This is a genomic window from Flagellimonas hadalis (assembly GCF_007785775.2).
Lineage (GTDB): Bacteria > Bacteroidota > Bacteroidia > Flavobacteriales > Flavobacteriaceae > Flagellimonas > Flagellimonas hadalis.
On sequence record NZ_VNIK02000003.1, the window covers coordinates 44619 to 70598 of the forward strand.

At 46.5% G+C, this 25980-nt stretch carries 24 protein-coding genes and 1 riboswitch; of the genes, 3 read left to right on the forward strand and 21 right to left on the reverse strand.

Features of this window, described 5'->3' with window-relative positions:
- Positions 1 to 13: 13 nt before the first annotated feature.
- Complete coding sequence (gene dtd / locus FOT42_RS06445) at positions 14 to 466, reverse strand: D-aminoacyl-tRNA deacylase (RefSeq protein WP_151889760.1); 453 nt, start codon at positions 464 to 466, stop codon at positions 14 to 16.
- 6 nt (positions 467 to 472) lie between these two features.
- On the reverse strand, positions 473 to 1417 hold the full coding sequence (rsgA, locus tag FOT42_RS06450; RefSeq protein WP_151889761.1) for a ribosome small subunit-dependent GTPase A: 945 nt from the start codon (positions 1415 to 1417) through the stop codon (positions 473 to 475).
- A 94-nt stretch (positions 1418 to 1511) separates the two neighbouring features.
- Here rsgA and FOT42_RS06455 point away from each other — a divergent pair, with 94 nt between their 5' ends.
- Positions 1512 to 1952 (forward strand): hypothetical protein, encoded by a 441-nt coding sequence (locus FOT42_RS06455; RefSeq protein ID WP_151889762.1) that lies wholly within the window; start codon positions 1512 to 1514, stop codon positions 1950 to 1952.
- A 70-nt stretch (positions 1953 to 2022) separates the two neighbouring features.
- On the opposite strand, the gene FOT42_RS06460 is transcribed toward FOT42_RS06455, so the two are convergent.
- The 5 genes from FOT42_RS06460 to FOT42_RS06480 form a co-directional block, all read right to left on the reverse strand.
- Positions 2023 to 2697, reverse strand: coding sequence for a head GIN domain-containing protein (locus tag FOT42_RS06460; protein WP_151889763.1), 675 nt, complete (start codon positions 2695 to 2697; stop codon positions 2023 to 2025).
- 178 nt (positions 2698 to 2875) lie between these two features.
- Positions 2876 to 3958 carry a bifunctional 3-deoxy-7-phosphoheptulonate synthase/chorismate mutase type II gene (locus tag FOT42_RS06465; RefSeq protein ID WP_151889764.1) on the reverse strand — a complete coding sequence of 361 codons (1083 nt, stop codon included), beginning with the start codon at positions 3956 to 3958 and terminating at the stop codon, positions 2876 to 2878.
- A gap of 8 nt (positions 3959 to 3966) precedes the next feature.
- Entirely contained in the window at positions 3967 to 4827 is an 861-nt protein-coding gene (locus tag FOT42_RS06470; RefSeq protein WP_151889765.1) for a prephenate dehydrogenase, read from the reverse strand.
- A 1-nt stretch (position 4828) separates the two neighbouring features.
- Positions 4829 to 5971: a pyridoxal phosphate-dependent aminotransferase gene (locus FOT42_RS06475; protein WP_151889766.1), complete on the reverse strand. Its 1143-nt coding sequence runs from the start codon at positions 5969 to 5971 to the stop codon at positions 4829 to 4831.
- The gene (locus FOT42_RS06480) at positions 5968 to 6798 is read right to left on the reverse strand and encodes a prephenate dehydratase (RefSeq protein WP_151889767.1); all 831 of its coding nucleotides are present in this window, start codon (positions 6796 to 6798) and stop codon (positions 5968 to 5970) included. The genes FOT42_RS06475 and FOT42_RS06480 overlap by 4 nt, the downstream gene beginning before the upstream one ends.
- Positions 6799 to 7174: 376 nt before the next feature.
- On the opposite strand from FOT42_RS06480, the gene gldA reads away from it, so the two are divergent.
- Positions 7175 to 8068 carry a gliding motility-associated ABC transporter ATP-binding subunit GldA gene (gldA, locus tag FOT42_RS06485; protein ID WP_151889768.1) on the forward strand — a complete coding sequence of 298 codons (894 nt, stop codon included), beginning with the start codon at positions 7175 to 7177 and terminating at the stop codon, positions 8066 to 8068.
- Positions 8069 to 8079: 11 nt separating this feature from the next.
- On the opposite strand, the gene FOT42_RS06490 is transcribed toward gldA, so the two are convergent.
- Positions 8080 to 8481 (reverse strand): group III truncated hemoglobin, encoded by a 402-nt coding sequence (locus tag FOT42_RS06490; protein ID WP_151889769.1) that lies wholly within the window; start codon positions 8479 to 8481, stop codon positions 8080 to 8082.
- 130 nt (positions 8482 to 8611) lie between these two features.
- Here FOT42_RS06490 and FOT42_RS06495 point away from each other — a divergent pair, with 130 nt between their 5' ends.
- Positions 8612 to 10063 carry a pyridoxal phosphate-dependent decarboxylase family protein gene (locus FOT42_RS06495; RefSeq protein ID WP_151889770.1) on the forward strand — a complete coding sequence of 484 codons (1452 nt, stop codon included), beginning with the start codon at positions 8612 to 8614 and terminating at the stop codon, positions 10061 to 10063.
- Here the strand turns inward: FOT42_RS06495 and FOT42_RS06500 are convergent.
- From FOT42_RS06500 to FOT42_RS06560, 13 genes are all read right to left on the reverse strand, one after another.
- A complete protein-coding gene (locus tag FOT42_RS06500; protein ID WP_226789819.1) occupies positions 10060 to 11145 on the reverse strand; it encodes a serine hydrolase domain-containing protein in 1086 nt (361 codons plus the stop codon). The genes FOT42_RS06495 and FOT42_RS06500 overlap by 4 nt on opposite strands.
- 80 nt (positions 11146 to 11225) lie before the next feature.
- Positions 11226 to 11945 (reverse strand): head GIN domain-containing protein, encoded by a 720-nt coding sequence (locus FOT42_RS06505; RefSeq protein WP_226789825.1) that lies wholly within the window; start codon positions 11943 to 11945, stop codon positions 11226 to 11228.
- 125 nt (positions 11946 to 12070) lie between these two features.
- Positions 12071 to 13171: an acyloxyacyl hydrolase gene (locus FOT42_RS06510; protein WP_151889772.1), complete on the reverse strand. Its 1101-nt coding sequence runs from the start codon at positions 13169 to 13171 to the stop codon at positions 12071 to 12073.
- Positions 13172 to 13190: 19 nt separating this feature from the next.
- A complete protein-coding gene (metF, locus tag FOT42_RS06515) occupies positions 13191 to 14144 on the reverse strand; it encodes a methylenetetrahydrofolate reductase [NAD(P)H] (RefSeq protein ID WP_151889773.1) in 954 nt (317 codons plus the stop codon).
- A 5-nt stretch (positions 14145 to 14149) separates the two neighbouring features.
- On the reverse strand, positions 14150 to 16894 hold the full coding sequence (metH, locus tag FOT42_RS06520) for a methionine synthase (protein WP_151889774.1): 2745 nt from the start codon (positions 16892 to 16894) through the stop codon (positions 14150 to 14152).
- Between the two features lie 9 nt (positions 16895 to 16903).
- Positions 16904 to 17374, reverse strand: coding sequence for a hypothetical protein (locus tag FOT42_RS06525; RefSeq protein WP_151889775.1), 471 nt, complete (start codon positions 17372 to 17374; stop codon positions 16904 to 16906).
- A complete protein-coding gene (locus tag FOT42_RS06530) occupies positions 17358 to 18371 on the reverse strand; it encodes a homocysteine S-methyltransferase family protein (RefSeq protein WP_151889776.1) in 1014 nt (337 codons plus the stop codon). Before FOT42_RS06530 ends, FOT42_RS06525 begins: the two co-directional genes overlap by 17 nt.
- Positions 18372 to 18477: 106 nt before the next feature.
- A riboswitch (SAM riboswitch) is annotated at positions 18478 to 18589 on the reverse strand.
- A gap of 141 nt (positions 18590 to 18730) precedes the next feature.
- On the reverse strand, positions 18731 to 19492 hold the full coding sequence (locus tag FOT42_RS06535; protein ID WP_151889777.1) for an SDR family NAD(P)-dependent oxidoreductase: 762 nt from the start codon (positions 19490 to 19492) through the stop codon (positions 18731 to 18733).
- 86 nt (positions 19493 to 19578) lie between these two features.
- Complete coding sequence (locus FOT42_RS06540) at positions 19579 to 20496, reverse strand: helix-turn-helix domain-containing protein (protein ID WP_151889778.1); 918 nt, start codon at positions 20494 to 20496, stop codon at positions 19579 to 19581.
- A gap of 113 nt (positions 20497 to 20609) precedes the next feature.
- Positions 20610 to 21911, reverse strand: a complete 1302-nt coding sequence (locus tag FOT42_RS06545) for a DUF6242 domain-containing protein (protein WP_151889779.1) — start codon at positions 21909 to 21911, stop codon at positions 20610 to 20612.
- A gap of 62 nt (positions 21912 to 21973) precedes the next feature.
- Positions 21974 to 23035, reverse strand: a complete 1062-nt coding sequence (locus tag FOT42_RS06550) for an NAD(P)/FAD-dependent oxidoreductase (RefSeq protein ID WP_151889780.1) — start codon at positions 23033 to 23035, stop codon at positions 21974 to 21976.
- Between the two features lie 55 nt (positions 23036 to 23090).
- Positions 23091 to 23867: a uroporphyrinogen-III C-methyltransferase gene (gene cobA / locus FOT42_RS06555; RefSeq protein ID WP_192938342.1), complete on the reverse strand. Its 777-nt coding sequence runs from the start codon at positions 23865 to 23867 to the stop codon at positions 23091 to 23093.
- The gene (locus FOT42_RS06560) at positions 23860 to 25950 is read right to left on the reverse strand and encodes a HEPN domain-containing protein (protein WP_151889781.1); all 2091 of its coding nucleotides are present in this window, start codon (positions 25948 to 25950) and stop codon (positions 23860 to 23862) included. Before FOT42_RS06560 ends, cobA begins: the two co-directional genes overlap by 8 nt.
- Between the last annotated feature and the right edge of the window lie 30 nt (positions 25951 to 25980).

The following is a 25980-nucleotide window of genomic DNA, read 5'->3' on the forward strand; positions in this document are numbered from 1 at the left end:
CGACAAAAAACAATTATTCTTTGTTTTTGGTGTCCATTGTAATGGTCACAGGGCCATCATTCAACAGTTCCACTTTCATATCTGCACCAAATATTCCGGTCCCGACTTTCTTGCCCAGAACCTGTTCCATCTTTTGGACAAATGCCTCATAAATGGGGATGGCCACATCGGGTTTTGATGCCTTGATGTAAGATGGTCTATTGCCTTTTTTGGTCTGGGCATGCAGGGTAAATTGGCTTACCACGATGACATCCCCACCCAGGTCCATGACGGAACGGTTCATCACCCCATGTTCATCATTGAATATGCGAAGATTGGTGATTTTTTGGGACAACCATTCCGTATCCTCCTTACCATCGGCGTCCTCGATGCCCAACAGTACCAACAAACCCTGACCGATGGCTGAAACCACCAGTCCATCCACAGTCACACTTGCCCTCGAAACCCTTTGGATCACTGCCCTCATCTGTCTTTATCTGTAATTGTCCGTTCTATAGTTTTCTTCCTCGCCGGTCAGCATCTGCACATAGCTACGGTATCTGCTCCAGGCCACCTCATCTTTTTCCAAGGCCTCCTTCACGGCACATTTGGGTTCGTCCAAATGCAGGCAATTGTTGAACTTGCATTGGGATTTCAATTGGAAGAACTCGGGGAAATAATCCCCAATCTCATCCTGTTCCATATCCACGATACCAAATCCTTTGATTCCGGGAGTGTCTACAATCCTTGCCCCAAAAGAGAGGTCGTACATTTCTGCAAAGGTGGTGGTATGCTGTCCTTGCAAGTGCTGTTCGGAGATTTCGGCCGTCTTCAGGTGCAGTCCCTTTTCCAGGGCGTTCACCAAGGTGGACTTGCCCACCCCAGAGTGTCCTGAAAACATGCTGGTCCTGTCCTTCATCAATTCTTTTACCTTATCCACATTTTTTCCACTCCTAGCGGCTATCGGTATGCATTGGTACCCGATCTTAGTGTACAGATCCATCAAATAGGCCACCTCTGTCTTTTCATCCTCATTGTAGGTATCCATTTTGTTGAACAGGAGCACAACGGGAATGTCATAGGCTTCAGCGGTCACCAAAAATCGATCAATGAAACTTGTAAAAGTGGGCGGGTTGTTCAGGGTCACCAATAAAAACACCTGATCTAGGTTGGAAGCGATGATATGGGTCTGTTTGGACAGCTTTACCGATTTTCGAATGATGTAGTTTTTCCGCTCCAAGATTTCGGAAATGACCCCGACCGATTCATCGCCCAAGTCTTCCAACTCAAAAACCACCTGGTCCCCAACAGCTACGGGGTTGGTACTTTTGATATCCTGGGTCCGGAACTTGCCCTTTATCCTACATTCATAAAAAACACCATCCTCCGCCTTCACGGTGTACCAGCTTCCTGTTGATTTATAAACAGTTCCGTTCACGATTTGTTCATATTTTCATTGCAAAGAAACGACAATCCTTCTTCTTGTGCGCATATCTTTGTTAACAGTTTTAACAATCAACAATCTATCAATCATGAAAAATTTCGTTTTTATCGCAGTGATGACCCTAGCTGCCGCGTTCAGCGCGAACGCACAACAGTACAAGGTAATTACCAGTGTGGAATCCATCGTTCCCAACGGTCTTGGCCGATCTAGGATCATCAATGCCCTCGAGGACAAGGATTACAAGGAATACACCAGCGTACAGACCGAAGAGGACAACACAAGGAACAAGGCCGACAGGGGCGACATCCGTGTGAAGAACTTTGAGGAGACCAAACTGTTGAACTTCTACAACTTGGGAGGTATCCGTTTTCAGAACATTGCGGCCAACGATGCCCTGATCACTTCTATGATCAACGACATGATCACCAACGGATGGGAACTGGCCTTCGTGGTGAGCGGTGTGGAAAGTGAAGGCGGAAAAGGCGATGGACAAGGTATCTTCATCACCCGTTACATCTTCAAGAAGTAATAAGCCAAAAGACCAAAAGAAAAAGCCCGCCTTGGATATCCAAGGCGGGCTTTCTGTTTCATTTCATTATTCAATCCACTATGTGGACCCTTCCGCCCACAAAAGTTTTTTTATGGACCGTTTTGGGCTGTCCGTACACGTTCACGTCTCCACCTGCCCTCACATTGATGTCCACGACCTCTGAGGCAAAGACATCCGCTTCACCACCTGCCGAGATTTTGATATCGGTGTTTGCCGTCCGAAGATCGCGACCGTCAAAAATTCCACCGGTGTTCAACACTACGGTCTGGTTCTTGGCCAATCCGGAGGCCTCCACTATACCTCCCGTGACCGCACGGATATCGGCATAATCCACGTCCATCCCGATATGGATCTTGGCTCCTTCCTGTGCCCGGAGCTCAATTTTGCTCTTCTGCACCATTTCGTTGCAAGTGATCTGCGCCCCTTCGTTGCCATCGATCACGTCCAAGTTGGTATAGTACACCTCTATCATGGTGTCCTCGCCCTGGAATTTTTTATCCAATTGCATGCGGAGTTTCAACACACCTTTCTTGTTGGCCCAGGTAATATCATCCACATTCCACCCCTTGATCATGATCCTGTTCTCATCGGATTGTATCAGGTTCACCTCGATCAGGTCAAAGACCTTGATCTCGTTAAATTCCCCCACCTCAGTATCTATGATCCGCTGGGCGAATGTCAATAAAGGTAGTAATAGAAGACCCCATGTGTATAGTTTTTTCATCGGAATAAAAATTTATAGGTTACTGTAAATAAATACTTTATTGTTTGAAAGTGTTCGTTTTCACTCCATAAAGATGAGCTGCATTTCCATTTGTTACAGTTCCAAACAAAAAAACTATCTGCAATCTTGGAAAATACCAAGCCACAGATAGTTTTATAATGGTCCAGAAAAAATCAGCCTATGCGTTGATGATCTTTTCCTGGTGGTTGATGGATTCTTGGTGGATGGCCTTGAACATCTTCAAGATGAACTCCTCGCTCAATCCCCTCTGCTCTCCTTCCAGGATCATATTGCCCAAAATGGCGTTCCAACGGTTGCTTTGCAATACGGCAACGTTCTTTTGCTTTTTGAGCTCACCGATGCCGTCGGAAACCTTCATCCGTTTCCCGAGCAGGTCGATCAATTGGTTGTCCAACACATCGATCTGCGCCCTTAGGTTGCTCAATTTGCTGTTGTACTCAGCCTCTTCGTCGGTTTCTTTTCGTATGCGGAGATCTTTCATGATCTGTACCAATCGTTTAGGGGTCACTTGCTGTGCAGCATCGCTCCAGGCATTGTCCGGATCGTGGTGGGTCTCGATCATCAACCCGTCAAAGTTCAGGTCCAAAGCCGTTTGTGATACGTCAAAGATCATGTCACGCTTTCCGGTAATATGGCTCGGGTCGTTGATGATGGGCAGGTCGGGGAACTTCGTTTGAAGCTCGATGGCCAACTGCCATTCGGGAATGTTTCGGTACTTGGTCTTCTCATAAGTGGAAAAGCCTCGGTGGATCACCCCCAATTTCTTGATATTGGCCGTATGCAGACGCTCCACAGCACCCAGCCATAAGGATAGGTCCGGGTTGACGGGGTTCTTCACCAATACGATCTTATCGGTACCTTCAAGGGCATCCGCAATTTCCTGGATGATGAACGGGCTCACGGTAGATCGCGCACCGATCCACAACAGGTCCACATCGTATTCCAATGCAAGGTCCACATGGGCCCTATTGGCCACCTCGGTAGCGGTCTTCAATCCGGTTTCCTCTTTCACCTTCTGCAACCATTTCAATCCTATGGCTCCCACTCCCTCAAAATTTCCAGGGCGCGTTCTGGGTTTCCAGATCCCGGCACGGTAGTAGCTCACATCGGTATCCTTCAGTTCGTGTGCGATCTTCAGTACCTGATCTTCTGTCTCGGCACTGCATGGCCCGGCTATTACCAATGGATGTGACAGGTTCATATCATCCAACCATTTCCTCATTTCCTTTTTGTTTTCCATAATGCTTCCTATTTTTTTGTAAGTGGAATTCCTTTTAGTATTTGTTTTATTTTATTGGTATTGCTCATTTCCAGATGGACATTTTCAAAATCGTTGTCCATGATCAATTGTTTGAAGGTGGTCAGGTTTTGGATATACTCCTCCAAGGTCTCCACCACATTGTCCTTGTTCTGCTCAAATATGGGGGTCCACATATCGGGCGAACTTTTGGCCAATCGGACCGTGCTCTCAAAACCACTTCCCGCCATGTCAAAAATATCACGCTCATTTTTTTCTTTCTCAATAACCGTCTTTCCCAACATAAATGAGCTGATGTGTGATAAATGGGATACATAGGCGATATGTTTGTCATGTGCCACGGGGTTCATGTACCGGATTCGCATTCCCATTTCCTGAAAAATGGCCAAAGCCCTTTCCTGTAGTTTGAATGCTGTTTTCTCTACCTCACAAATGATCATCGTCTTTTCAGCATACAGTCCTTCCAAGGCGGCCGATGGTCCTGAAAACTCGGTCCCCGCAATGGGGTGGCAGGCCATGAAGTTCCTTCGCTTGGGATGGTCTGCTACACTTTCGCAGATCAACCGTTTGGTGGAACCCGCATCCATCACTACAGTTTCGTCCCCCACCGAATCCAAAATCTTGGGCAGTTCAGTGACCAGAACATTGACAGGGATACTCACATACACCATATCCGCAGTCTCCAAGGAACCATAACTTCCCTTTTCATCAATGATCCCAAGTGAGATGGCCTCTTCCAAATGGGCCTCATTCTTGTCCACACCAATGATATTGGCATGGGGATGCATTTTTTTTACATCCTTGGCGAACGACCCCCCAATCAATCCTATTCCTATTACGACTACGTCCATGCTAAAATCTTTCTATGGCTTCCTTGATTTTTTCTTCTTTTACACAGAGGGAAAATCGAATGTATCCTTCACCATTGCTGCCAAAGATGGTACCTGGCGCAATGAAAATGTCCTTCTCATACAACACCTTATCGATGAACGCTTCGGAAGAAAGTGAACGTTCGGGGAGTTTGCACCAAACGAACATGCCCACGGCATTTCGGTCGTATTCACAGCCCAGTTTATCCGCCAATTGGAACATCAGCTCCCTTCTTTTCGTGTACACTTTATCCAATTCCTCAAACCATTCGGGGCCACTTTGAAGGGCGGCAACCGCACCTTTCTGAATACCGTAGAACATACCCGAATCCATATTGCTCTTCACCTTGAGCACAGCGTTGATGTGCTCCGTACTGCCCAATACCATCCCCACACGCCAGCCGGCCATGTTGAAGGTCTTGCTGAGACTGTTCAGTTCCAAGGTGCATTCCTTTGCCCCATCGATGGCCAGAATACTCATCGGATCTTTGGACAATACAAAACTGTATGGATTGTCATTGACCAGCAAAATATTGTTCGCTTTGGCAAAATCCACCAAAGATTCCAGTTGATCCATCGTTGCTGTGGCCCCCGTGGGCATGTGTGGGTAGCTGACCCACATCAATTTCACTTTGGAGAGGTCTTTTTTGGACAGTTCTTCCAAATTGGGGAACCAACCATTTTCCAAATTCAGGTCATAGGTCACCGGAACAGCTTCAACCAAATTGGTCACGGAAGCATATGTTGGGTAGCCCGGATTGGGCAACAACACTTCGTCCCCCACGTTCAAGAACGCCATGCTGATGTGCATGATGCCTTCCTTGGAGCCCATCAAGGGCAATATTTCGGTGGAGGGATCAACGGCAACCCCAAATTTTTGTTGGTAAAAATCGGCAATGGCCTTTCTGAGCTCTGGGAGTCCCTGATAGCTTTGGTATTGGTGTGCGCCTGCATCGGCAATGCAGTCCCTCAACGTTTCCATCACCTTTGGTGATGGCGCCAAGTCGGGACTTCCAATGCCCATGTTGATGATGGGCCTTCCTTGGTCCATCAATCCCCTTACTTCCCGCAACTTTTTGGAGAAGTAATATTCCTGCACACTGTGTAGCCTGTCCGCTGTAATCATATCAACAATGCGTTTTTATATTCACCCAAGACCGTAAAATCCTCAGCCATGATCTCTAGCAGGGATTTTGCCTTGGAAAAGTGGTCATACTCTTCAAAGGTCACATCCACAAAAAAAGCATATTTCCATGGAGTCTCGATCACCGGGAGGGACTGTATCTTGGTCAGGTTCATGTTGCAATCGCTCATCACGTTCAGTACCGTGGCCAAGCTCCCCCTTTTGTGATCGGTCATAAAACGCAACGACGCTTTATTGATTTCTTCCTTGGGCAGGACCTTGTTCTGCTTTTTAAGAATGATGAAACGCGTGGCATTGTTCTTTATGGTCTGAATTTCAGGGGCAATAATATCCAAATCATAGAGATCGGCAGCCATTTTTGGAGCAATTGCAGCAATATTAGCCAATCTGCCTTCTTTAATACGTTTGGCCGTCTCGGCGGTATCCACACTTTCCACCAATTTGATGTGCGGATGGTCCTTGAAGAACTCCTTGCACTGCAACAAGGCCATAGGGTGCGAGTGGACTTCCTTTACGTCTTCCATGGTAGTTCCCTTCAGCACCATAAGGTTGTGATGGATGCTCAGATAATGTTCCCCGATCACATGTATTTTGTTATGATACACCAGGTTATAATTCGGGATAATGGAACCCGCGATGGAATTTTCAATGGCCATGATGCCTTTGTCCGCAGTCCCATCCAACAGGTGGTCGATGATGGCATCAAAGGTCATGCATTCCAATAACTCAATGTCATCCCCAAAAAAATCCTTTGCGACCTGATGGTGGTTGGATCCCTTGATTCCCTGTATGGCTATTTTTAAACCCATGGCAAAAAAAAAGCCCCGATTTGTATCGGGACTTCATGTATTGGTTATACTTTAAACGTATCTACAACAGTCCCGTACCTCTCTTAAAAAAGAAGTAAAAATAAAAACCGTTCCAGAAATACGTGTTTGTCATTTCGATGTAAATTCCCGGCTAATTTAGGTATTCAATCCGAAAATGACGATCATTCATAAATTTTTTTTGATTTTTTTTGAAAAAGCCAATTTCATTGCAAATTGTATCCAAGAAAACGCCCTTTTTTTGAGAATTCATTTCCCATTGCGATTTGAACTCGCCAGAAGTTTCCACATTTCAGGCCAAACAAAGGAATGGATTGAAACATCTAAAAGTGTATTTTTGGTTTCCAAACCCAATTGAATGTCCATCATCGTAAAGAACATCACCAAGACCTTTGGTCAGCAAAAAGCTCTGAACAATGTTTCCTTCTCCATTAAAAAAGGGGAGATTGTTGGTTTTTTGGGTCCCAATGGGGCAGGAAAGTCGACCATGATGCGGATTTTGACCACCTACTACAAAGCGGACAGCGGTGATGCCGCAGTGAACGGACATGATGTGCTCACAGCCGAAAGGGCCGTTCAGGAAAGTATTGGTTACCTACCAGAACACAACCCCCTTTATTTGGAAATGTATGTAAAGGAATATTTGGCCTTCAACGCAGATGTGTACAAGGTTCCAAAATCAAAGATCGAGGAAGTGATCGAGCAGACCGGGCTCACCCCGGAAGCCCACAAAAAAATAGGCCAGTTATCCAAAGGATACCGCCAGCGCGTGGGTTTGGCCGCTGCCCTTCTCCACGATCCGGAAGTACTGATCTTGGATGAGCCCACCACGGGACTTGATCCCAACCAATTGATCGAGATACGAAAAATGATACGCAATATCGGAAAGGAAAAGACGATCCTGTTGTCCACACACATCATGAAGGAAGTGGAAGCCGTTTGCGACAGGGTCATCATCATCAACAAAGGACAACTGGTGGCCGACAAAAAACTGGAGGAACTGCGTGAAGCGGAAGAACAGATCATCGAAGTGGAGTTCGATTACCGGGTGGAGGAACAATTGCTGCAACAGCTGCCCCACGTGTCCAAGGTGACCAACACTGGCGGTTTTGTATATGAGATCATGTTCAGCACCTCTACGGACATGCGACCTGCCGTTTTCGATTTTGCCCACGACAACCAGTTGAAAACGCTCCAATTGAGCCGAAAAAACAAAAACCTGGAGAGTCTTTTTACCGAACTTACCCGTTAATTTTTGGGATATTAGAGAACCCCGTCCCGCTTTCGCTGTTCATATATCGCAATGAACATTCGGACACTGATATTTCTGGCCCGTTGTTTCGCTTTTTCAGCATTTGGACCTCTAAAATGAGCGTCCAGTGTGGCAAACCAATGCCTGAGCCATATCCCAAAATGATAATTTTCAATGGTCCTGCCCATATCGCTGTCCAAATCAGCATGCACCTGAAGCGGGTTTCCGTTGTATTTTTGGACGAAGAACAGGTTCATCTCCCAAAAATCGGTCAACTTTTCCATGTGTTTGGGCCAATCGGTGATTGTTTCATTGAAAAAATGGCCAATTTCCGCATCAGCACGTACTTTTTCATAAAAGCGGTGCACCAATACTAAGATGTCCTTTCTGTTCGCTATATCCTGTTTTCCCATAATAAAAAATGTGCAGGGCGGTTCCATTGGCAAAGGTAGCATTACTCGCCCTAAAAACAGATTTCTGGTCTTTTCCAGTTTCCAGCCATTCCAAATATGATATTTTTGCAGTCCAACAGAAACAGACCCCATGAAGAAGAACACTGCGAGATTGGAACTTTCCAAAGAGGAGATGCAAAAATATGGTTACCAGATCGTGGATGCGATTGTGGAGCACCACCATACCCAACACCAAAAATTTCCCGTGGCATGGGGTTCGCGGGAGGAAATGGACCATCTTTTTTTGGAAGAGGCCCCAGAAGCGGGCATGGAAGCCTCCAAGGTTTTGGATTTTGTGTTGGAAAAAGTGATGACCAATAGTGCCAATATGGCCCACCCAAGGTCGTTCTCCTTTGTGCCCGGTCCCAGCAACTATGTCAGCGTTATGGCCGATGCACTTGCCACTGGCTACAATATCTTTTCTGGGGGATGGTCGGCTTCCCCAGCTGCCGCAGAACTGGAGATCGTGACCATTCAATGGCTGTTGAAGATCTTTGGTTTTCCCGGAAAAAAGGGAGGTGGAATTTTCACCAGTGGCGGTTCCATGGCGAACTTGACGGCAGTGGTAACGGCCCGAAGGATCAAATGTGGGGACGATTTTTCCAAAGCGGTCATCTACCTGTCCGATCAGGCCCACTCCTCCAACATCAAGGCCATTCGGGTGCTGGGCTTCAAAAAGGAACAGATCCGGATCATCCCCACCGACAATGAGTTCAAGTTTGCGCTGAACAAACTCAAAAACTGTATTGCCAAGGATCGATTGGAAGGTCTGCAACCCTTTTGCTTGATCGCTTCTGCCGGAACCACCAACACGGGCACCGTTGACCCGCTGTCCGAGCTGGCAAAAATCTGCAAGAAGGAAGATATTTGGTTCCATATCGATGGTGCTTATGGCGGTGCAGCCATATTGTCCGTCAAGGGCAAACAGCTGTTGAAAGGCATTGAAAAGGCGGATTCCCTGACCGTTGATCCACACAAATGGTTCTATCAGCCGTATGAAATGGGCTGTTTGTTGGTACGGAACCACAAAAACCTCAGCCACACCTTCACCGAAAAACCGGAGTATCTCCGTGATATCGAAGGGAACACCTCGGAGATCAATTTTTACGACCATGGCATCCAACTCACCCGAAGGTTCAGGGCACTCAAGTTCTACATGTCCCTAAAAACCTTTGGTCTCAAGGAATTCAGGGATGCCGTCACCTACAACATTGACCTAGCCGAAGAGGTGGAAAATCTGTTGCGGGGCAGCAAAAGTTGGGAAGTCGTCTTTCCGGCAACCTTGGCCGTGATCAATTTCAGGTACAACCCCATCAAGCAAAACTATAACGAGAAAGAACTGGACGAGATCAATCAGTACATTTCAAAACATGTGGTGGACTCCCGGAAGGCATTGTTGGTCACGACCCTGCTCCATGGACAGGTGGTGCTGCGCATGTGCCTCATCAACCCCAGGACCAGCTTGGAGGATGTGACCGAAACCCTTGATCTTTGCAAAAAATTTGCTTTGGAGAAAGAGGAGCTGATGGCGGGCAAGGTCTAATCCCTTTCCCCTACAATGGACGAAATGGCCATATCCAGTTGCTCTTGCACCTTCGGGTCGGTGCAATTGATCAATATGGAAATCACTTTTTCTTCCTTCGGATACACAAAAAAGTTGGTGTACGCACCAACGCTATTGCCCACATGACCCACAAAATCCCTACCATTGGCATCTTGGCTCACCTGAAAACCCAGACCATAGTACGTAGGCTTTCTATGTACCATTTGTGTGGTCAATAACTGTTCGTAAGTTCCCTTTTTGAGCAGTTTTCCCTCTAAAATAGCCTGTCCCATATGGGCAATATCGTTACTGGTGGATAAAAATCCGCCACCTGCCAATTTGTAGGCATTGTCCACGTCCATCGATTTCTTGAAACATAAGGAACTTTTGGTATAGAATTGTGCCATGTCGCTGATTGCAATCGAACTGACATCCGCATCTTGAGGTGAAAAGGTACTTCGCATCCCTAAAGGGATGAACACTTTTTCCCGTACGTATTTTTGAAACGGGACTCCACTGGCCTCTTGCATGGCCAATGACAACAACACAAAGTCAAAACTGTTGTACAGATACCCCTTTCCCGGTTCGAAGACCAAGGGGTCGTGCTGGAAAATACCGATGCTATCCTTGATGGAAAAGCCCTGGTTCAGTGCGAATTCCTTGCCGCGGTATCCCCTGATCCCGGCCGTATGGCTTGCCAATTGGCGTAATGTGAAATCATGGTCCTTTTTTGGGTAATACGGGACATACCCATAAAATGAGGCGTCCAACTCCACAAGCCCCTCTTCCATCATCTTCCCCAAGGCCAATCCCGTGATGCACTTGGAGATACTGGCTATCCTAAAGACTGTTTGTTTGGGGTCAACAGGAATTTTTCGTTCCAGATCGGCCCGGCCATATCCTTTTTGCAACAGCACTTGGCCTTTCTCCAATATGGTAACAGCCAAGCCGGGCACTTTGTTTTCGGCCACGAGGTTGTGAAAAAGGGCATCTGCCTTTTCCAGACCATGGAGTCCCTCCAAAGACCTCACTTTGGGTGCAAAGGAGAACAAACGCTTGATAAAGGGAACAAATCTGCCCAAAATGTCATGTTTTAGCTATCCGAAAAGTACTGAGAAAACTTGGGAGTTCCTGAAGTTTTGCGTTCGTTATGGACGCACATCTATTCTTGAAAGATCAAACGGCCATTGAACAGTTCTTCCACGTCCACTTCCGAAGGGCGATTGACGCTGATCACATCCCCGGTGCCACGAATGACCCCGCTCAACCGTTGCTGCGGATTTACAAAAATATCGTTGGACCCCCTATGGTTGATGGTCACGTTTTGCGAGATCAAATCCTCCGCTTCGATTCTGGAATCACCAGCGGCGACGGTGACATTGAAATTTTCCGTAGTTCCCTGCAGTTTGAAATATGCTATCCCATTGACCACAATCCTGACCGATGTGGCATTCAGGTTCAGGTCAAAGGAACCATCGGTGGTCTCGGTCTCTGGATTTGTATAGCTTTCTGATATTAGGGAGATACTTGGATAGTCTAAAACCCCATCACTTGTTATCGGTAATCCCGTGCTGCTCCGAATTTCGGTGATATTCGGTGAGGTGACATATAGCGTGGTCAATCCATATTCCCGAACATAATTGCAACTGTTTTCGTTCCGCAAGATCAAACGGCCATCTTCAACCACGGCGGAAACATCGTTCAGTAGGTATTCGCCTGTTTCAATTTCCACCCTTTGTTCATCTCCTTGTTTCAGAACCACATTCAGGTTCTCAAAAACAGTAATGGTCGTGAAGGCAGGAACATCAATGGGTCGACGGACCATATCACCTGCATTCTGAAAACAATCGGGCACGTTTTCGCCGTTGCAGGAAATCAGCATCAGAAAAGCAATGAACACAAAGCACCTTGCGAAAGCTCCTTCGACTGCGCTCAGGATGACATTTCTCGCGGTGGCATTTTTGATTATCATTTGATTTCTAATTTCTAACATCTCAAATCTCAATTCTATAATCTTACACCAATTCCAAATTCCAAGGCCTCTGCTTTGGCCCCGTGCGATTTTAAGGTGACCGCTCCGAACACCTTGTCTCCAAAATACCGTTTCAACCCTACCCGGTTGTACATTCGTCCTTCAAAGTCGAACGGATAGTACACATAATATCCCAGTTGGGCCACCACACTCAATTTGTTCACGAAGAGTTCGTGTCCCAAAAATACCCCTACCCTTTTGTAATCGGTATCGGGGGCCACATCCAATTCGGGAAAAGAGGTGGACTGGTAACGGATCAATTCCTTCAGAAAGTTGGAAAAGAAAACATCGGTCCCCAACTGAATGGCACTCCGATTTCCCAAACGCTTATCGGCATAAGCTGAAACAATGGCAAAGCCATATCGCCCCATATCGATCACATCACTCTCGTTGGCTCCACCGCGGAGCACCAAATTATAGCGAATGGGCTCCTTTATTTTTTCCTTTTCTTTCGGTTCTATATATTCAATGGTGGTATCCTGGTCAAAATCGTAGGTCAGGCCAAAATTAAAGGCCATGGTGTTGGTGGATGTGTTGGGGGCCTTGAAATTGGCATTGGAGTAATGAATGAGCGAAATCCCTGCCTTGAATCCCAATCCCGCCACAATATTTTCCTTGTGGTAATTGAACATCACCATGGTGGAACTCAATAGATGGCTGCCATAGGCATTGTTCCTGAAATTTTCATTTTTGTCGTAGGGATTGGTGTTGTAGGCCACTCCCTGGCCAATCCGAAGCTGAAGGTTTCTCTTTAAAAAGTAAAAGTTGTAATGGGCATACAGCCCAAAATGTTCGCCAAGGGTAGGATTGTTCATATCCTGGTACACAAAGGAAAAGCCGGTATCGGGGTAGCCAAGGGCTGCCTCCCAATCCTCATGTCCAAAACGCTTGCGGTTGAATCCCAAAATGACACCCCCGGGATGGTTCGTGATCAGGTGGGAAATATCCGTATTGTGCAAGAGGATGGAACCATAGAACTGGCTCATATCCAACGTATACTTTTTTGGAGCATCCCCGTCTTGGGAAAATCCAATGCATAGACACAGCAGAAATACGGGATAAAGTAGGTATCTCATGGAGGGCTAAAGTAGGAAATTAAAAAAGTTCCTTGGCAATGGCCTCCACATTATCTGATTTCCCCATGGAATAGTAGTGCAGTACGGGAACACCATACTCCCTTAGCTCACGTGATTGCTGAATGGCCCACTCCACACCGACTTTTCGCACATCTTGATTGGTCTTGCAGGCTTCCACGGCATCGATAAGGTCTTGCGGAATGTCCACCCGAAATACCTGTGGCAACAATTGCAAATGGTTTTTTACAGCAATCGGTTTTATGCCCGGAATGATCGGCACATTGATGCCCATGGCGCGTGCTGCCTCCACAAACGCGAAGAATTTTTGGTTGTCGAAGAACATCTGGGTCACCACATAATCCGCTCCCAAATCCACTTTTTCCTTCAATCGTTTCAAATCGGACTGGAGGGACGGTGCTTCCATATGCTTTTCTGGATAACCGGCCACACCGATACAGAAACTGCTCAGATCACTCGCTTCAATGGTGTCATGCAGGTAATTCCCTTCGTTGATATCCTGGATCTGTTTGACCAACTCGGTCGCATATTGGTGTCCACCTTTGGTGGGGGTAAAATATTTCTCCTCTTTACGGGCGTCGCCACGAAGTGCCATCACGTTCTCTATCTCCAAATATTGGCAGTCCACCAAAAGGTACTCGGTCTCTTCTTTGGTGAACCCGCCGCACAGCACGTGTGGCACGGTATCCACATTGTATTTATGTTTGAGGGATGCACAGATACCCAAAGTTCCGGGACGGGTACGGGTCAGTTTTTTGTCCAGCAATCCATCTTTTTCCTTGTAGATGTATTCTTCCCGGGAAGTGGTCACATCAATGAACGGAGGTTTGAACTCCATCAAGGGATCTATGTTTTTGTAGAGTTCTTGGATGCTTTTCCCCTTCACGGGCGGCACAATCTCAAAACTAAAAAGGGTCTGCCCGTTGGCCTTTTTTATGTGGTCGGTAATTTTCATCGGTCTTAATCAACTATGTTGGGGGCCAGCCATTTTTGGGCTTCCTCCAGTTTTATGCTTTTTCGTTCCGCAAAATCCTTGACTTGGTCCTGTTCTATTTTGCCCAATCCAAAATATTTGGCCTGCGGATGTGCAAAATAATAACCACTGACACTGGCTGCTGGCCACATCGCCAAACTATCGGTCAATTTTACGCCTATTTTTTCTTCCACGTCCAATACTTCCCAAATGGTCAGTTTTTCCAAGTGGTCGGGGCAGGCGGGATAGCCTGGTGCCGGACGGATTCCTTCATATTTTTCTTCGATAAGGGCATTGTTGTCCAAAGTTTCGGCGGCAGCGTAGCCCCAAAACTTGGTCCTGACCTCCTTGTGAAGGTATTCGGCCAGAGCTTCAGCAAACCTGTCCGCAAGGGCCTTGATCATGATGGAATTGTAATCATCATGCTTTTTCTCAAATGCTGTTGCCAACTCCTGTGTCCCAAACCCTGCACTGACACAGAAACAGCCTATATGATCCTGTATTCCCGTTTCCTTCGGGGCGATAAAGTCCGCTAAAGCAATGTTGGGAACCCCTTCCCTTTTTTTCAGTTGTTGACGGAGCGTCCTGAAAACAGCTGTTTTAGTATCTTCTGTCATTTCGTGCGTAGTCGAGAAATCTAAAGAAGACTCCTTCTGCCTACCACCTCTCGACTGCGCTCGAGGTGACAAGTGCACTTCAATATCATCGTCATCGATCTGATTGGCTGGAAACAGTCCAAAAATGGCCTTTGCCTTAAGCAGTTTTTCATCCAAAACCTTCTGCAAAAGTTCTTGGGCATCTTTAAAAAGTTCCGTGGCCTGATTGCCCACCACCTCATCCTTTAGGATGGCAGGATATTTTCCATGCAAATCCCAACTTCTGAAGAACGGGGTCCAATCGATGAAATCCACCAACAGTTTCAAATCCACATCCTCCATGATCTGTATGCCCAATTGTTCTGGCACTTTGATGTCGGATGGGTTCCATTCAATCCGCAGTTTGTTCTGCCGCGCTTCTTCCAAAGTCAAGTATTCCTTCTGTCTGGACCTGCTCAGAAATTTGTCCCTGAAACTTTCATAATCCAGTTTGATGGCCTTTTTGTACCCATCCGATGTACTATCCTGCAACAGGTCGCCCACCACGGTCACAGCTCTTGATGCATCGTTCACATGCACCACGGAATGACTGTACATGGGGTCTATCTTGACCGCCGTATGCGCCTTGCTCGTCGTTGCGCCACCGATCAAAAGGGGCACATTGAAATTCTGACGTTCCATCTCCTTGGCCAAGAACACCATTTCATCCAAGGACGGAGTGATCAGACCACTAAGGCCGATGATGTCCACCTGCTCCTCCTTGGCCTTGTTGATGATCTTTTCAGGGGGCACCATCACCCCTAGGTCCACAATCTTATAATTGTTGCAGGCGAGCACCACACTCACTATGTTTTTTCCAATATCATGGACATCGCCCTTCACCGTGGCCATCAAAATTTTTCCTGCCGGCTTGGCATTTTCGTCTTTGGATGCTTCAATAAAAGGCGTTAGGTAGGCCACTGCTTTTTTCATGACCCTTGCTGATTTCACCACTTGGGGCAGAAACATTTTTCCGCTCCCGAACAGGTCGCCCACCACATTCATTCCGGTCATCAAATTGCCCTCGATCACTTCCAAAGGTTTGGTGGCTTGTTGGCGGGCCTCTTCCACATCTTCAACGATATATTGGTCTATACCCTTCACCAAAGCTCTTGTGATTCGGTCTTGAAGGGGTTCTTGCCTCCATGACAGGTCCACTTTGCTCTCCTTTGCGGTACCTACAACGGTCTCAGCAAATTCCAGCAATCGCTCCGTGGCATCGTCCCTTCTGTCGAGCAATACATCTTCCACATGCTCCAACAAATCCTTGGGAATATCATCGTACACCTCCAACATGGTGGGGTTCACGATGCCTATGTTCATCCCTGCCTTGATGGCGTGGTACAAAAAGGCCGAATTGATGGCCTCCCGAACTGGGTCGTTCCCTCGAAAAGAAAAGGAAACATTGCTGACCCCGCCACTCACACTGCAATGGGGAAGGTTATTCTTCACCCAACGGGTCGCCTCAATGAAGTCAAGGGCATTGCGCCTATGTTCCTCCATTCCTGTGGCCACTGGAAAAATATTCAGGTCGAAGATGATGTCCTCTGGGGCAAATTTCACTTCGTTGACCAAAATATCATAGGACCGTTTGGCAATTTCCTTACGGCGTTCCAAGGTATCGGCCTGGCCCACTTCATCAAAGGCCATCACGATCACGGCAGCACCATATCGCTTGATGAGCTTTGCATGGTGCACAAACTCTTCTTTACCTTCTTTCAGGCTGATGGAATTCACCACGCATTTGCCCTGTACCACTTGCAGTCCCGCCTCGATGATCTCCCATTTGGAGCTATCGATCATGATGGGCACACGGGCAATATCGGGTTCGGAAACGATCAGGTTCAAGAACCTGACCATAGCTTCTTTTCCATCGATCAGTCCATCATCCATGTTCACGTCGATGATCTGGGCGCCTCCTTCCACTTGATCTCGTGCAACGTCAAGCGCCTCATCGAACTTTTCTTCTTTGATCAGCCTCAAAAACCGTTTGGAACCGGCCACATTGGTACGCTCCCCCACATTGATGAAATTGCTCTCGGGAGTGATCACCAAGGGTTCCAGACCAGATAGTTTCAAAGCTCTTGTTTCAGCCATGCCTTGGTTTTACTTGATTCTTATGTATTTCTCCACGATATGCCTTTTGATACCTGCCTCGGGCACATCCTCCACACCTGATTGGATGAGGGTATCCCCCTTGATCTCCACATCAAAAGTAAATTCATGTCCACGCAATTCCTTCACGCCGATGTAGTCCAGTTTTTCGGTGTACACACTCTCTTTCAGCGTATAGGTACCAGCACCTCCGTAAAAGCCCTCGGCGGTATCTTTCTTTTGGTTGAAAAAGGCAAAATGGTCCTCGTTCAATATCTTCATGAACTCAGTATTGGACAAGTCTTTCACTTCAACGGTATCCGCCGTCCTGGTTTCGCCATAGACCAAAAGCCAACTGCCCATGATTTCATTTTTGGTCTCAACGACTGCGGTTTCGTTCTCTTTGGGCTTTTCCTTCTCCCCACAGGAAATAAAAGAGACCATGGCAATGATCAAAGCGGATATACTAAATGGTTTTTTCATAGGTGGTTTCCAATTTTCTAGGTGTGTATTCTTTAACAACATCTGCAATGGCCCTGATATGCTCCGGTGTGGTTCCGCAGCAACCGCCCACAATGTTCACCAGCCCCTTTTCCACATATTCCTTGATCTGGGCGGCCATCTGTTCCGGGGTTTCATCATACTCTCCAAAAGCGTTGGGCAGTCCTGCATTGGGGTGGGCCGAGGTGGCAAATCCAGATTTGGCCGAAATCACTTCCAAATGGGGCACCAACTGTTTGGCACCAAGCGCACAGTTGAAACCAACGGACAAGATTGGAATGTGTGAAATTGAGATCAAGAAGGCTTCCGCCGTCTGTCCGGACAAGGTCCTTCCCGAAGCATCGGTGATGGTACCACTGACCATGACAGGCACTTCTATATTGCGCTCGTCCTTCACTTCCTCTATGGCAAAAAGGGCCGCTTTGGCATTCAACGTATCAAAAATGGTCTCTACCAATAAAATATCGGCTCCACCGTCCAAGAGTGCCTCTACTTGCTGCTTGTACGCTTTTCTAAGCTCATCAAAGGAAACGGCCCGGAACCCTGGGTCGTTCACATCGGGCGACATGCTTGCCGTTTTATTGGTGGGTCCGATGCTTCCTGCCACAAACCGTGGTTTGCTAGGGTCTTTTTTTGTAAATTCTTCTGCTACTTGCTTTGCAATCCTTGCGGATTCATAGTTTAGTTCATACACCAATTCTTCCATACCGTAATCAGCCATGGCGATGGTGGTCCCCGAAAATGTATTGGTTTCCAAAATATCCGCACCAGCTTCCAGATAGGCCCGGTGCACATCGGCAATGGCCTGCGGCTGGGTCAAGGATAGAAGGTCGTTGTTGCCCTGCAGGTCGGTTGGCCAATCTTTGAAACGCTCTCCCCTAAAATCTTCTTCCTTGAATTTGTAGCGCTGTAACATGGTGCCCATGGCCCCGTCCAACACCAAAATCCGTTTCTTTAAAATATCTTCAATTTTTTCCATAGTACAATTTCCTTTCAAAAAAAAGGGATATGTCGAAATCAAGAAATGCTCGGAAAATACTGCGAAGTATTCTTTACGTTATCCTTCCCCAGTGGCAGGATCATGCGCCGTACCTTCCCGATCACGGTTCAGGACAAGGGTAGAATGTAGCACCTTCTCGAAGTCGAGGGTTGCTAAGGCTTCGCAGGGTCCAATCCCTCCACCTTTCTTGATAACACTTTCAAATTATTAATGAACTGAACCGCAAAGAAACGGCACTCGGTAGTGAAAAGCAAAAAAAGCCCTTGAATTTTTAGAAAACCGGGCATAAAAAAACGGGTTGATCGCTCAACCCGTTTTAAACCATCCTTTTTCAGGTTTTAAATCATCATTCCGCCTGAAACCTCGATGCGCTGCGCATTGACCCATTTAGCATCTTCCGTACACAAAAAGGCCACTACACCTCCAATGTCACTGGGGATACCCACTCGGCCCAGAGCTGTAAAATTGGCAATTGCCGCTCTTTTGTCCTCGTCATTTTTGTTGGTGCCACCGCCAAAATCGGTTTCAATGGCCCCTGGTGCCACCACGTTCGACCGTATTTTTCGTACTCCCAATTCCTTGGCTTGATAACGGGTAAGTGCTTCCATTGCCGCTTTCAGGGAACCATAGACTGAATATCCCGGAAAGGAAAATCTGGCCAATCCGCTCGAAACATTGACGATCCCGCCTCCATCCGCCATGAGGGGCAACAATTTTTGGGTGAGAAAAAATGCTCCTTTGAAATGGATGTCCACCAAGGTATCGAACTGCTCTTCGGTGGTTTCCGTGATCGGGGCATTGATCCCGATTCCTGCATTATTGATCAAAAAATCGATGCTGTCCGCCCCGAAATGGGAGCCGACCACTTTTTTGACATCGTTCACAAAGGCATCAAAACTGTTTGTATCGGCCACATCCAATTGAAGTGCATAGGCTTTTTGCCCCAAGTTTTCAATTTCCTTCACCGTATTATCGCCCTCTTCCTTATTACTCCGGTAGGTCAATACCACGTCCAATCCTTTTTTGGCCAAGTTGATGGCCATATCTTCACCGAGGCCTCTACTGCCCCCGGTCACCAGTGCTATTTTACTTTTTGCCATTTTTATTTTGATTTTTGATTCGGGTACAAAGTTCCGAAACAAGGCACCCCAATGGATTGCGAGCATCAATCCATTTTTTGCAAAAATCAAATGGCGATACTGCCTCTGTATTTCAATGGGGAGGTATGTGCAAACTTTTTGAAGAAATTGGAAAAATGGGCCACTTCCTCAAATCCCAAACTGAACGCAATTTCGGAAATGTTCCAATCCGTGTTGTTGAGCAAGATCTTGGCCTCTTCAAAAATGCGTGCATGGATGATGGCCGTTGTAGTGCTTCCCGTAGTTTCCTTGAGCACTTTGTTCAGATGGTTGGCGTGCACGGCCAATCGCTCCGCAAAGTCGTTGGGCGTTCTCAGCAACAGTTGTTGTGATGGTGTATTGATGGGAAACTGACGTTCCAAGAGTTCCACAAAAAAGTCAGTAATTCGGGTCGCTGCATTTTTTCCATTGTCCACAGGTTGAACCGGTTGCAGCTTTTGCCCCATGTGCAAAAGTTCCAAAACATAGGCACGGATCAAATCAAATTTAAAGGGATATTCCGAGGACAGCTCCCTGTCTATCTTTTGGAAAAGTTGTTCCAGTTCGGCATATTCCTCATCGGCAATAGTGAAGATGGGAAAACCGCCGGGTTGAAAAAGGGGCAATTTTTCCAAGATGATCCCGCTTTTATCTTTAGATAAAAAGTTCTCGGTGAACACACAGAAATAGCCTGATTGGTTTTCATCCTGGGGCACGTAGTGATATGGGATGCGAGGGGATGCGAATAAAAGAGCCTTGTCCGCAATGTCGATGACCTTATCGGCATATTCGGCACGGTTCTTTCCGTTGATCAAACTGATCTTGAAATAGGAACGCCGATCGTACCGCATTTCCCCTTCATTGAGCTTGGTACGGTATTCATCGATCTTGAACACATTGAAATGACCAATGTCCTTCCCAATCGTGTCAGGAATGGGCAATCGCATTTTCCCGTAGAAATCCCGTAAGGTGAACAACTCTTCCATCAAATTGTAAAATTCAAATATAGTGCAAAAACAAAAACACCCTCCGAAATTGCTTTTGGAGGGTGTTTTCATATAAACTATACTCAAAAATGGATGCTCGATCCAATAAGTCTTTAGTTCAATGTCCAAATATCATTTAGGTACCCCATGTCCGTATTTAACCCCAGCATTACATATATCTTGTCTAAGAATACCACTATAGAATTATCCTGTCTGTTCGGGAACCCTGTTTCTTGGTATTCTTGTTCCCAATCCTTACCATTGGTACTACTCCAGACAACTGCAGAACTATCAGAAGTGGCTCCTTCAACCATTAAAATCATTTTCTCTTCAATCGATACCAAAGAATATTCCTTGTTATTTGATTGAAATGGTGCATTTTCCAATTCCAACGCCCAATCAATCCCATCTATGCTACTAAACACTTTGTCCTGGACAACCACCCACATTTTGTCATTAAACACAACTGCTTCCTGCTCTATCGACACGGAAAACCCAATATCATCAGTAACTAAACTCCAGTTAACTCCATCATCACTGCTCCAAACATTTTGATTGAAAAATTCATTCTGTCCTCCTGTAATCAACCAAAGTTTATCATTGTACAGCAAAATTTTATGACCCCAATCTGCTGGAAATTCAGCATTTTCTTTCTCCATGAGCCAATTTTTTCCATCTATACTGGACCAAATATCATTGGAAGGGGCTCCATTCCATTTAAAACCTCCTATCAAAAACATCTTGTTGTGAAAAACGACCGCTTGATGAAATGATCGCGGCATAAAACCTGGGGCATCTGTTTCCAAAGTCCAATTTTCACCATCGACACTACTCCAAACATCATCCAAATAATGTAATACCCCGTCAGAATTATAACCATAACCACCAATAGTGAAAAGTTTTCCATTAAATTCTACAACTGTGGCCAAATGACGTGCGCCAAAAGAAGGCGAGGATACAAAAGAACCTACGGGTCTGGTCTTGAAACTATATATTTTACTGGTCGTAGCATTACCATTCCCATCCTCTGCCACCACTTTCCAGAAATAGGTAGCGGCAAATTCCAAATCGTCATCCAAACTATAAGTCAAAGAATTCAGGTTCGTCGCAACCTGTGAAACTGGATTTTCTTCTTGACCAAGGAACAAGGTATAAGTAACCGCCTCATTTTCCGGGTCAATGGCTTCCGTCCATTCGAATGTAGGTTTTAATTCCACTTCATCTTCACCATCTTCTATCGCTAATAAATCGAAAGAGGCTGGGGCAGCATTCTCTGGTTCTTCATTTTCTTCAGGGGTGGTAGGGGTTTCGCCAGTAGGAGATTCTCCCATATCATTGTCACCACTACAAGAAACAGTACTTAAGGATACAAAAACCACTAGTAATAACAGAAAAGCCAAATTATTTCTCCTCATTCTTCCTCTATTTAATGAAGAGCAATATAATACAATTCTTACTGGTTAATAATGTACCTGTTTTAATTGATGCTCTGCACCACTTCTTTCTTGGCCTCTTTTTTGGAACCATCAAATCCTTCCACACCGCCCACTGTAGTGTATTTCATCACGTAGCGTTTGTCCGGATTGATAATCTGATAGGCAAACTGGCACATTACCGCGGCTTCGTGGAAACCGGACAAGATCAATTTCAATTTACCGGGATAAATGTTGACATCCCCTATGGCAAATACGCCTGGAATGTTGGTCTGGTAATCCTTGGCATTGTTCACCTTAATGGCGTTCTTCTCGATTTCCAAGCCCCAATTGCCGATAGGACCCAATTTTGGTGAAAGCCCGAACAACGGAATAAAGAAATCCGTCTCCACGTAGGAGTCTTCCTTGGCTTCATCATTGTACTTGATCACCACGGCCTGAAGTTCGTCCTTTCCATGGATTTCCTGGACTTCGGCTTCGGTGTAGAGTTGGATTTTGCCCAATTTGGCCAGTTCCCTAGCTTTTTCCACAGAATCCAATGCTCCACGGAACTCGTTTCTGCGGTGTACCAGAGAAACTTCGGAAGCCACATCGGCCAAGAAAATGGCCCAATCCAAAGCGGAATCACCTCCTCCGGAAATCACCACTTTTTTATCCCGGAACTGCTCAGGATCCTTGACCATATACTCCACGCCTTTGCTCTCAAAGAGTCCAATATTGGCGATCAACGGCTTTCTGGGTTCAAAAGAGCCCAGTCCACCGGCGATGACCACCACTGGCGCTTGGTGTTGGGTGCCTTTGTTGGTGGTGACGATAAAGGAACCGTCCTCTTGCTTGTCCAAGGTTTCTGCACGTTCGCCCAAGGTAAAACCTGGTTCAAAAGGCCTGATCTGTTCCATCAGGTTGCTCACCAAATCCCCGGCCAAGATTTCCGGAAAGGCCGGAATGTCATAAATCGGTTTTTTGGGATAGATCTCGGCACATTGCCCTCCGGGTTGGGCCAAGGCATCTATCAAATGGCACTTGAGCTTCAACAAGCCTGCCTCAAAAACGGTGAACAATCCTGTGGGTCCCGCTCCAATTATAATGATGTCTGTTTTGATCATAATGTTGACTTTACAATTACACCCCTAAAGTCCCCTCAAGGGGACACTAAAGGATCTATACTCTTTCTAACAATTCTTTTTCCTTGTTTTGATATTCCTTTTGAATGTCCAATATTCTTTGGCGATGGTTCACCACCTCTCCGATGATGATGATCGCTGGGTTGGACAACTGCTGCTCCCTTGCCTTGTTCTCAATGGAAGCAACAGTGCCAATTCCAATCTTTTCATGCTGCGTGGTACCATTTTGGATGATGGCCACCGGAGTTTTTTCTTTTCCTTCCTGTTTGAAGAGTTCCATGATCTCCCCCAACTTTGACATTCCCATCAGAATGATGACCGTTGCGCTCGACTTGGCGGCCAAGGCCACATCATTGGATAGTTTGTGTTCTTTGGTGGTACCGGTGATTACCCAAAAACTCTCGGCCGCACCTCTTTTGGTCACCGGGATGTTTTGGGATGCTGGAACGGATACAGAAGATGAAATCCCAGGAACCACGACCACTTCAAGGCCTAATTCCGCAGCATATTCCATTTCTTCGGCTCCACGGCCAAACACAAACGGGTCGCCCCCTTTCAATCGGACCACATGATGTCCTTGATGGCCTCGTTGCACGATCAGTTCGTTGATTTGTTCCTGTTGGTAGGTGTAGCAGCCTTTGCGTTTGCCCACAAATATCTTTTCGGCTTGGGGTGCATAGTCCAATAATTCTTCGGACACCAAGGCATCATACAACACCACATCTGCGGCCTGCAATGCCTTCACACCCTTTAGGGTGATCAAATCCACATCCCCGGGGCCGGCCCCTACCACTGTCAATTTTCCGTTACGCATGTTCCAACTCCAATTTTCTATACGCTTCCAATCGTTCCAATACGGTCTTCGCATCTTCCAAATAGCTTTTTGCAAATGCTTCGGAAGGCTCATTTTGGTTGAGCTGAAGAGCAATTTTTTCAAATCCTCCCTCAAACGCTATTTTTCCTGCGGCCACATATAGCTCATCAAAATCCTTGATGATGCTTGCATGGGTATTCACTTTTTGTTTTTCCGCAGTAAGCAGAGCTTTGGCAGAGTTCACCATCGACTGGTACGAATAGTAAATACTCGCCGCCCATTTTCCTTGTTGGATAGCCTCTTCAGCATTTTCTATCTTCTCTTGGCTTTCCAAGAAAAGGGTGGCCACCAAATCCACAATGACCCCGGCACATTCCCCAACTCCGATTTCCTGTACGTATTTTTCCTCATTGCCCCAATCGATAAAATCTTCTTGGGTCAGGTTGTCCACATCGGTCAATGGTTTCAAGAAATCGTAGAAATAATGCTGTCCTTTCTCTTCATAATACTCGGTGAAGTTGGCACCGTTTCCATTGGCCTCAAAATCATCCAAGATCAAACGAAGTGCCTCTGGCCCTCTTTTGCTTGGGATTTTGGCCACCTTATCGGCAAACTTTCCGTTACCGTTGCCCAAATTGCCACCGCCCAACAAGACCTGAAGGGCCGGGGCCACCAATTTGTCCTTGGTACGGATGGACATTCCCTGGAACCCAATGTGGGCCATGTTGTGCTGTCCACACGCGTTCATACACCCACTGATCTTGATCACCACATCTGCATTGTTGATGTATTGCGGGTATTCGACCTTGATCACTCTTTCCAATTCATCGGCAATACCAGTGCTACTGGCGATACCCAAATTACAGGTATCGGTACCGGGACAGGCGGTGATGTCCAAAGCCTTGTTGTAACCTGCTTCGGCAAAGCCCAATTTCTTTAATTCTTGGTAGAAGAAAGGAACCAATTCCTCCTTCACGAAGGGGATCAAAATATTCTGTCGCAAGGAGAGACGAAGCTCACCTGCTGCATAGTCCTGCACCAAACGGGCCAGTTCCCTTGCCTTATCGGTATAAAAATCGCCCAACAATACCTTGATGCCGATGGCCACATAGCCTTCTTGTTTTTGGGGTACCAAGTTGGTGGATTTCCATTGTTCAAATGCTTTTGTATCCTCAATTTCAACCTTGGGGGTTTCCACTACTGCCACTTCTAACTTCGGATAACTTTCAAAATCGATGGGATAGGATTGAATTGGAATGGCGGTCTGTTCTTCTTCCAACAATTGTTTGAAGCCATCCAAACCAATATCCTTCAACAAAAATTTCATACGTGCCTTGGCCCTGCTCTTGCGCTCGCCGTAGCGGTCGAACACGCGAACCACGCCTTCCATCATCGGGATGATCTTATCCGTGGGCAAAAAGCTGTAGAGTTCATCGGCATGGCGGGGTTGCGAACCCAATCCACCGGCCAACATCACCTTGAACCCTCTTACTCCATTCTCCATTTTGGCGATAAAACCCAAATCGTGCATATAGGACAACCCGGTATCGGCATCACTGGCAGAGAAGGAAACCTTGAACTTTCGTCCCATCTCCTGACCGATGGGATTTCTTAAAAAGTATTCGAACAAAGCTTGGGCGTAGGGCGATACATCGAATGGCTCATCCACATCGATACCTGCCGTTTCGCTGGCCGTTACGTTACGAACGGTATTCCCACATGCCTCGCGGATGGTCACTTCATCTTTTTCCAACTCGGCCCACAATTCCGGTGTCCGCTCAAGGTCCACATAGTGGATCTGGATGTCCTGACGGGTGGTGATGTGCAGACGACCTCGGGAATATTCGTCGGAAACGTCGGCAATGCGCAACAACTGCTTGGAGGTCACCTTGCCATAGGGGAGCTTGATTCGGATCATCTGTACCCCGGGCTGGCGTTGACCATAAATGCCACGTGCCAAGCGAAGGCTCCTGAATTTTTCCTCATCCATTTCACCTCCTCTGAACTGGTGGATTTTTTTCTCCAATTCGATGATGTCCTTTTCGACTACCGGGTTCTCTATTTCTGTTCTAAAACTTTGCATTATCCTATTTTTCCTATCTCTTTTATAGGT

Coding starts and splice junctions, on each gene's coding strand:
- FOT42_RS06460 (WP_151889763.1), bottom strand. CDS start 2,697: ATGAAAAAACTATACACATGGGGTCTTCTATTACTACCTTTATTGACA.
- FOT42_RS06455 (WP_151889762.1), top strand. CDS start 1,512: ATGAAAAATTTCGTTTTTATCGCAGTGATGACCCTAGCTGCCGCGTTC.
- FOT42_RS06535 (WP_151889777.1), bottom strand. CDS start 19,492: ATGGCAAAAAGTAAAATAGCACTGGTGACCGGGGGCAGTAGAGGCCTC.
- FOT42_RS06550 (WP_151889780.1), bottom strand. CDS start 23,035: ATGATCAAAACAGACATCATTATAATTGGAGCGGGACCCACAGGATTG.
- FOT42_RS06510 (WP_151889772.1), bottom strand. CDS start 13,171: ATGAGATACCTACTTTATCCCGTATTTCTGCTGTGTCTATGCATTGGA.
- FOT42_RS06545 (WP_151889779.1), bottom strand. CDS start 21,911: ATGAGGAGAAATAATTTGGCTTTTCTGTTATTACTAGTGGTTTTTGTA.
- FOT42_RS06540 (WP_151889778.1), bottom strand. CDS start 20,496: ATGGAAGAGTTGTTCACCTTACGGGATTTCTACGGGAAAATGCGATTG.
- cobA (WP_192938342.1), bottom strand. CDS start 23,867: ATGCGTAACGGAAAATTGACAGTGGTAGGGGCCGGCCCCGGGGATGTG.
- FOT42_RS06470 (WP_151889765.1), bottom strand. CDS start 4,827: ATGGACGTAGTCGTAATAGGAATAGGATTGATTGGGGGGTCGTTCGCC.
- metH (WP_151889774.1), bottom strand. CDS start 16,894: ATGGCTGAAACAAGAGCTTTGAAACTATCTGGTCTGGAACCCTTGGTG.
- FOT42_RS06495 (WP_151889770.1), top strand. CDS start 8,612: ATGAAGAAGAACACTGCGAGATTGGAACTTTCCAAAGAGGAGATGCAA.
- FOT42_RS06530 (WP_151889776.1), bottom strand. CDS start 18,371: ATGGAAAAAATTGAAGATATTTTAAAGAAACGGATTTTGGTGTTGGAC.
- FOT42_RS06475 (WP_151889766.1), bottom strand. CDS start 5,971: ATGATTACAGCGGACAGGCTACACAGTGTGCAGGAATATTACTTCTCC.
- metF (WP_151889773.1), bottom strand. CDS start 14,144: ATGAAAATTACCGACCACATAAAAAAGGCCAACGGGCAGACCCTTTTT.
- FOT42_RS06465 (WP_151889764.1), bottom strand. CDS start 3,958: ATGGAAAACAAAAAGGAAATGAGGAAATGGTTGGATGATATGAACCTG.
- FOT42_RS06505 (WP_226789825.1), bottom strand. CDS start 11,945: ATGCTGATTTCCTGCAACGGCGAAAACGTGCCCGATTGTTTTCAGAAT.
- gldA (WP_151889768.1), top strand. CDS start 7,175: ATGTCCATCATCGTAAAGAACATCACCAAGACCTTTGGTCAGCAAAAA.
- FOT42_RS06480 (WP_151889767.1), bottom strand. CDS start 6,798: ATGGGTTTAAAAATAGCCATACAGGGAATCAAGGGATCCAACCACCAT.
- FOT42_RS06560 (WP_151889781.1), bottom strand. CDS start 25,950: ATGCAAAGTTTTAGAACAGAAATAGAGAACCCGGTAGTCGAAAAGGAC.
- FOT42_RS06490 (WP_151889769.1), bottom strand. CDS start 8,481: ATGGGAAAACAGGATATAGCGAACAGAAAGGACATCTTAGTATTGGTG.
- FOT42_RS06525 (WP_151889775.1), bottom strand. CDS start 17,374: ATGAAAAAACCATTTAGTATATCCGCTTTGATCATTGCCATGGTCTCT.
- dtd (WP_151889760.1), bottom strand. CDS start 466: ATGAGGGCAGTGATCCAAAGGGTTTCGAGGGCAAGTGTGACTGTGGAT.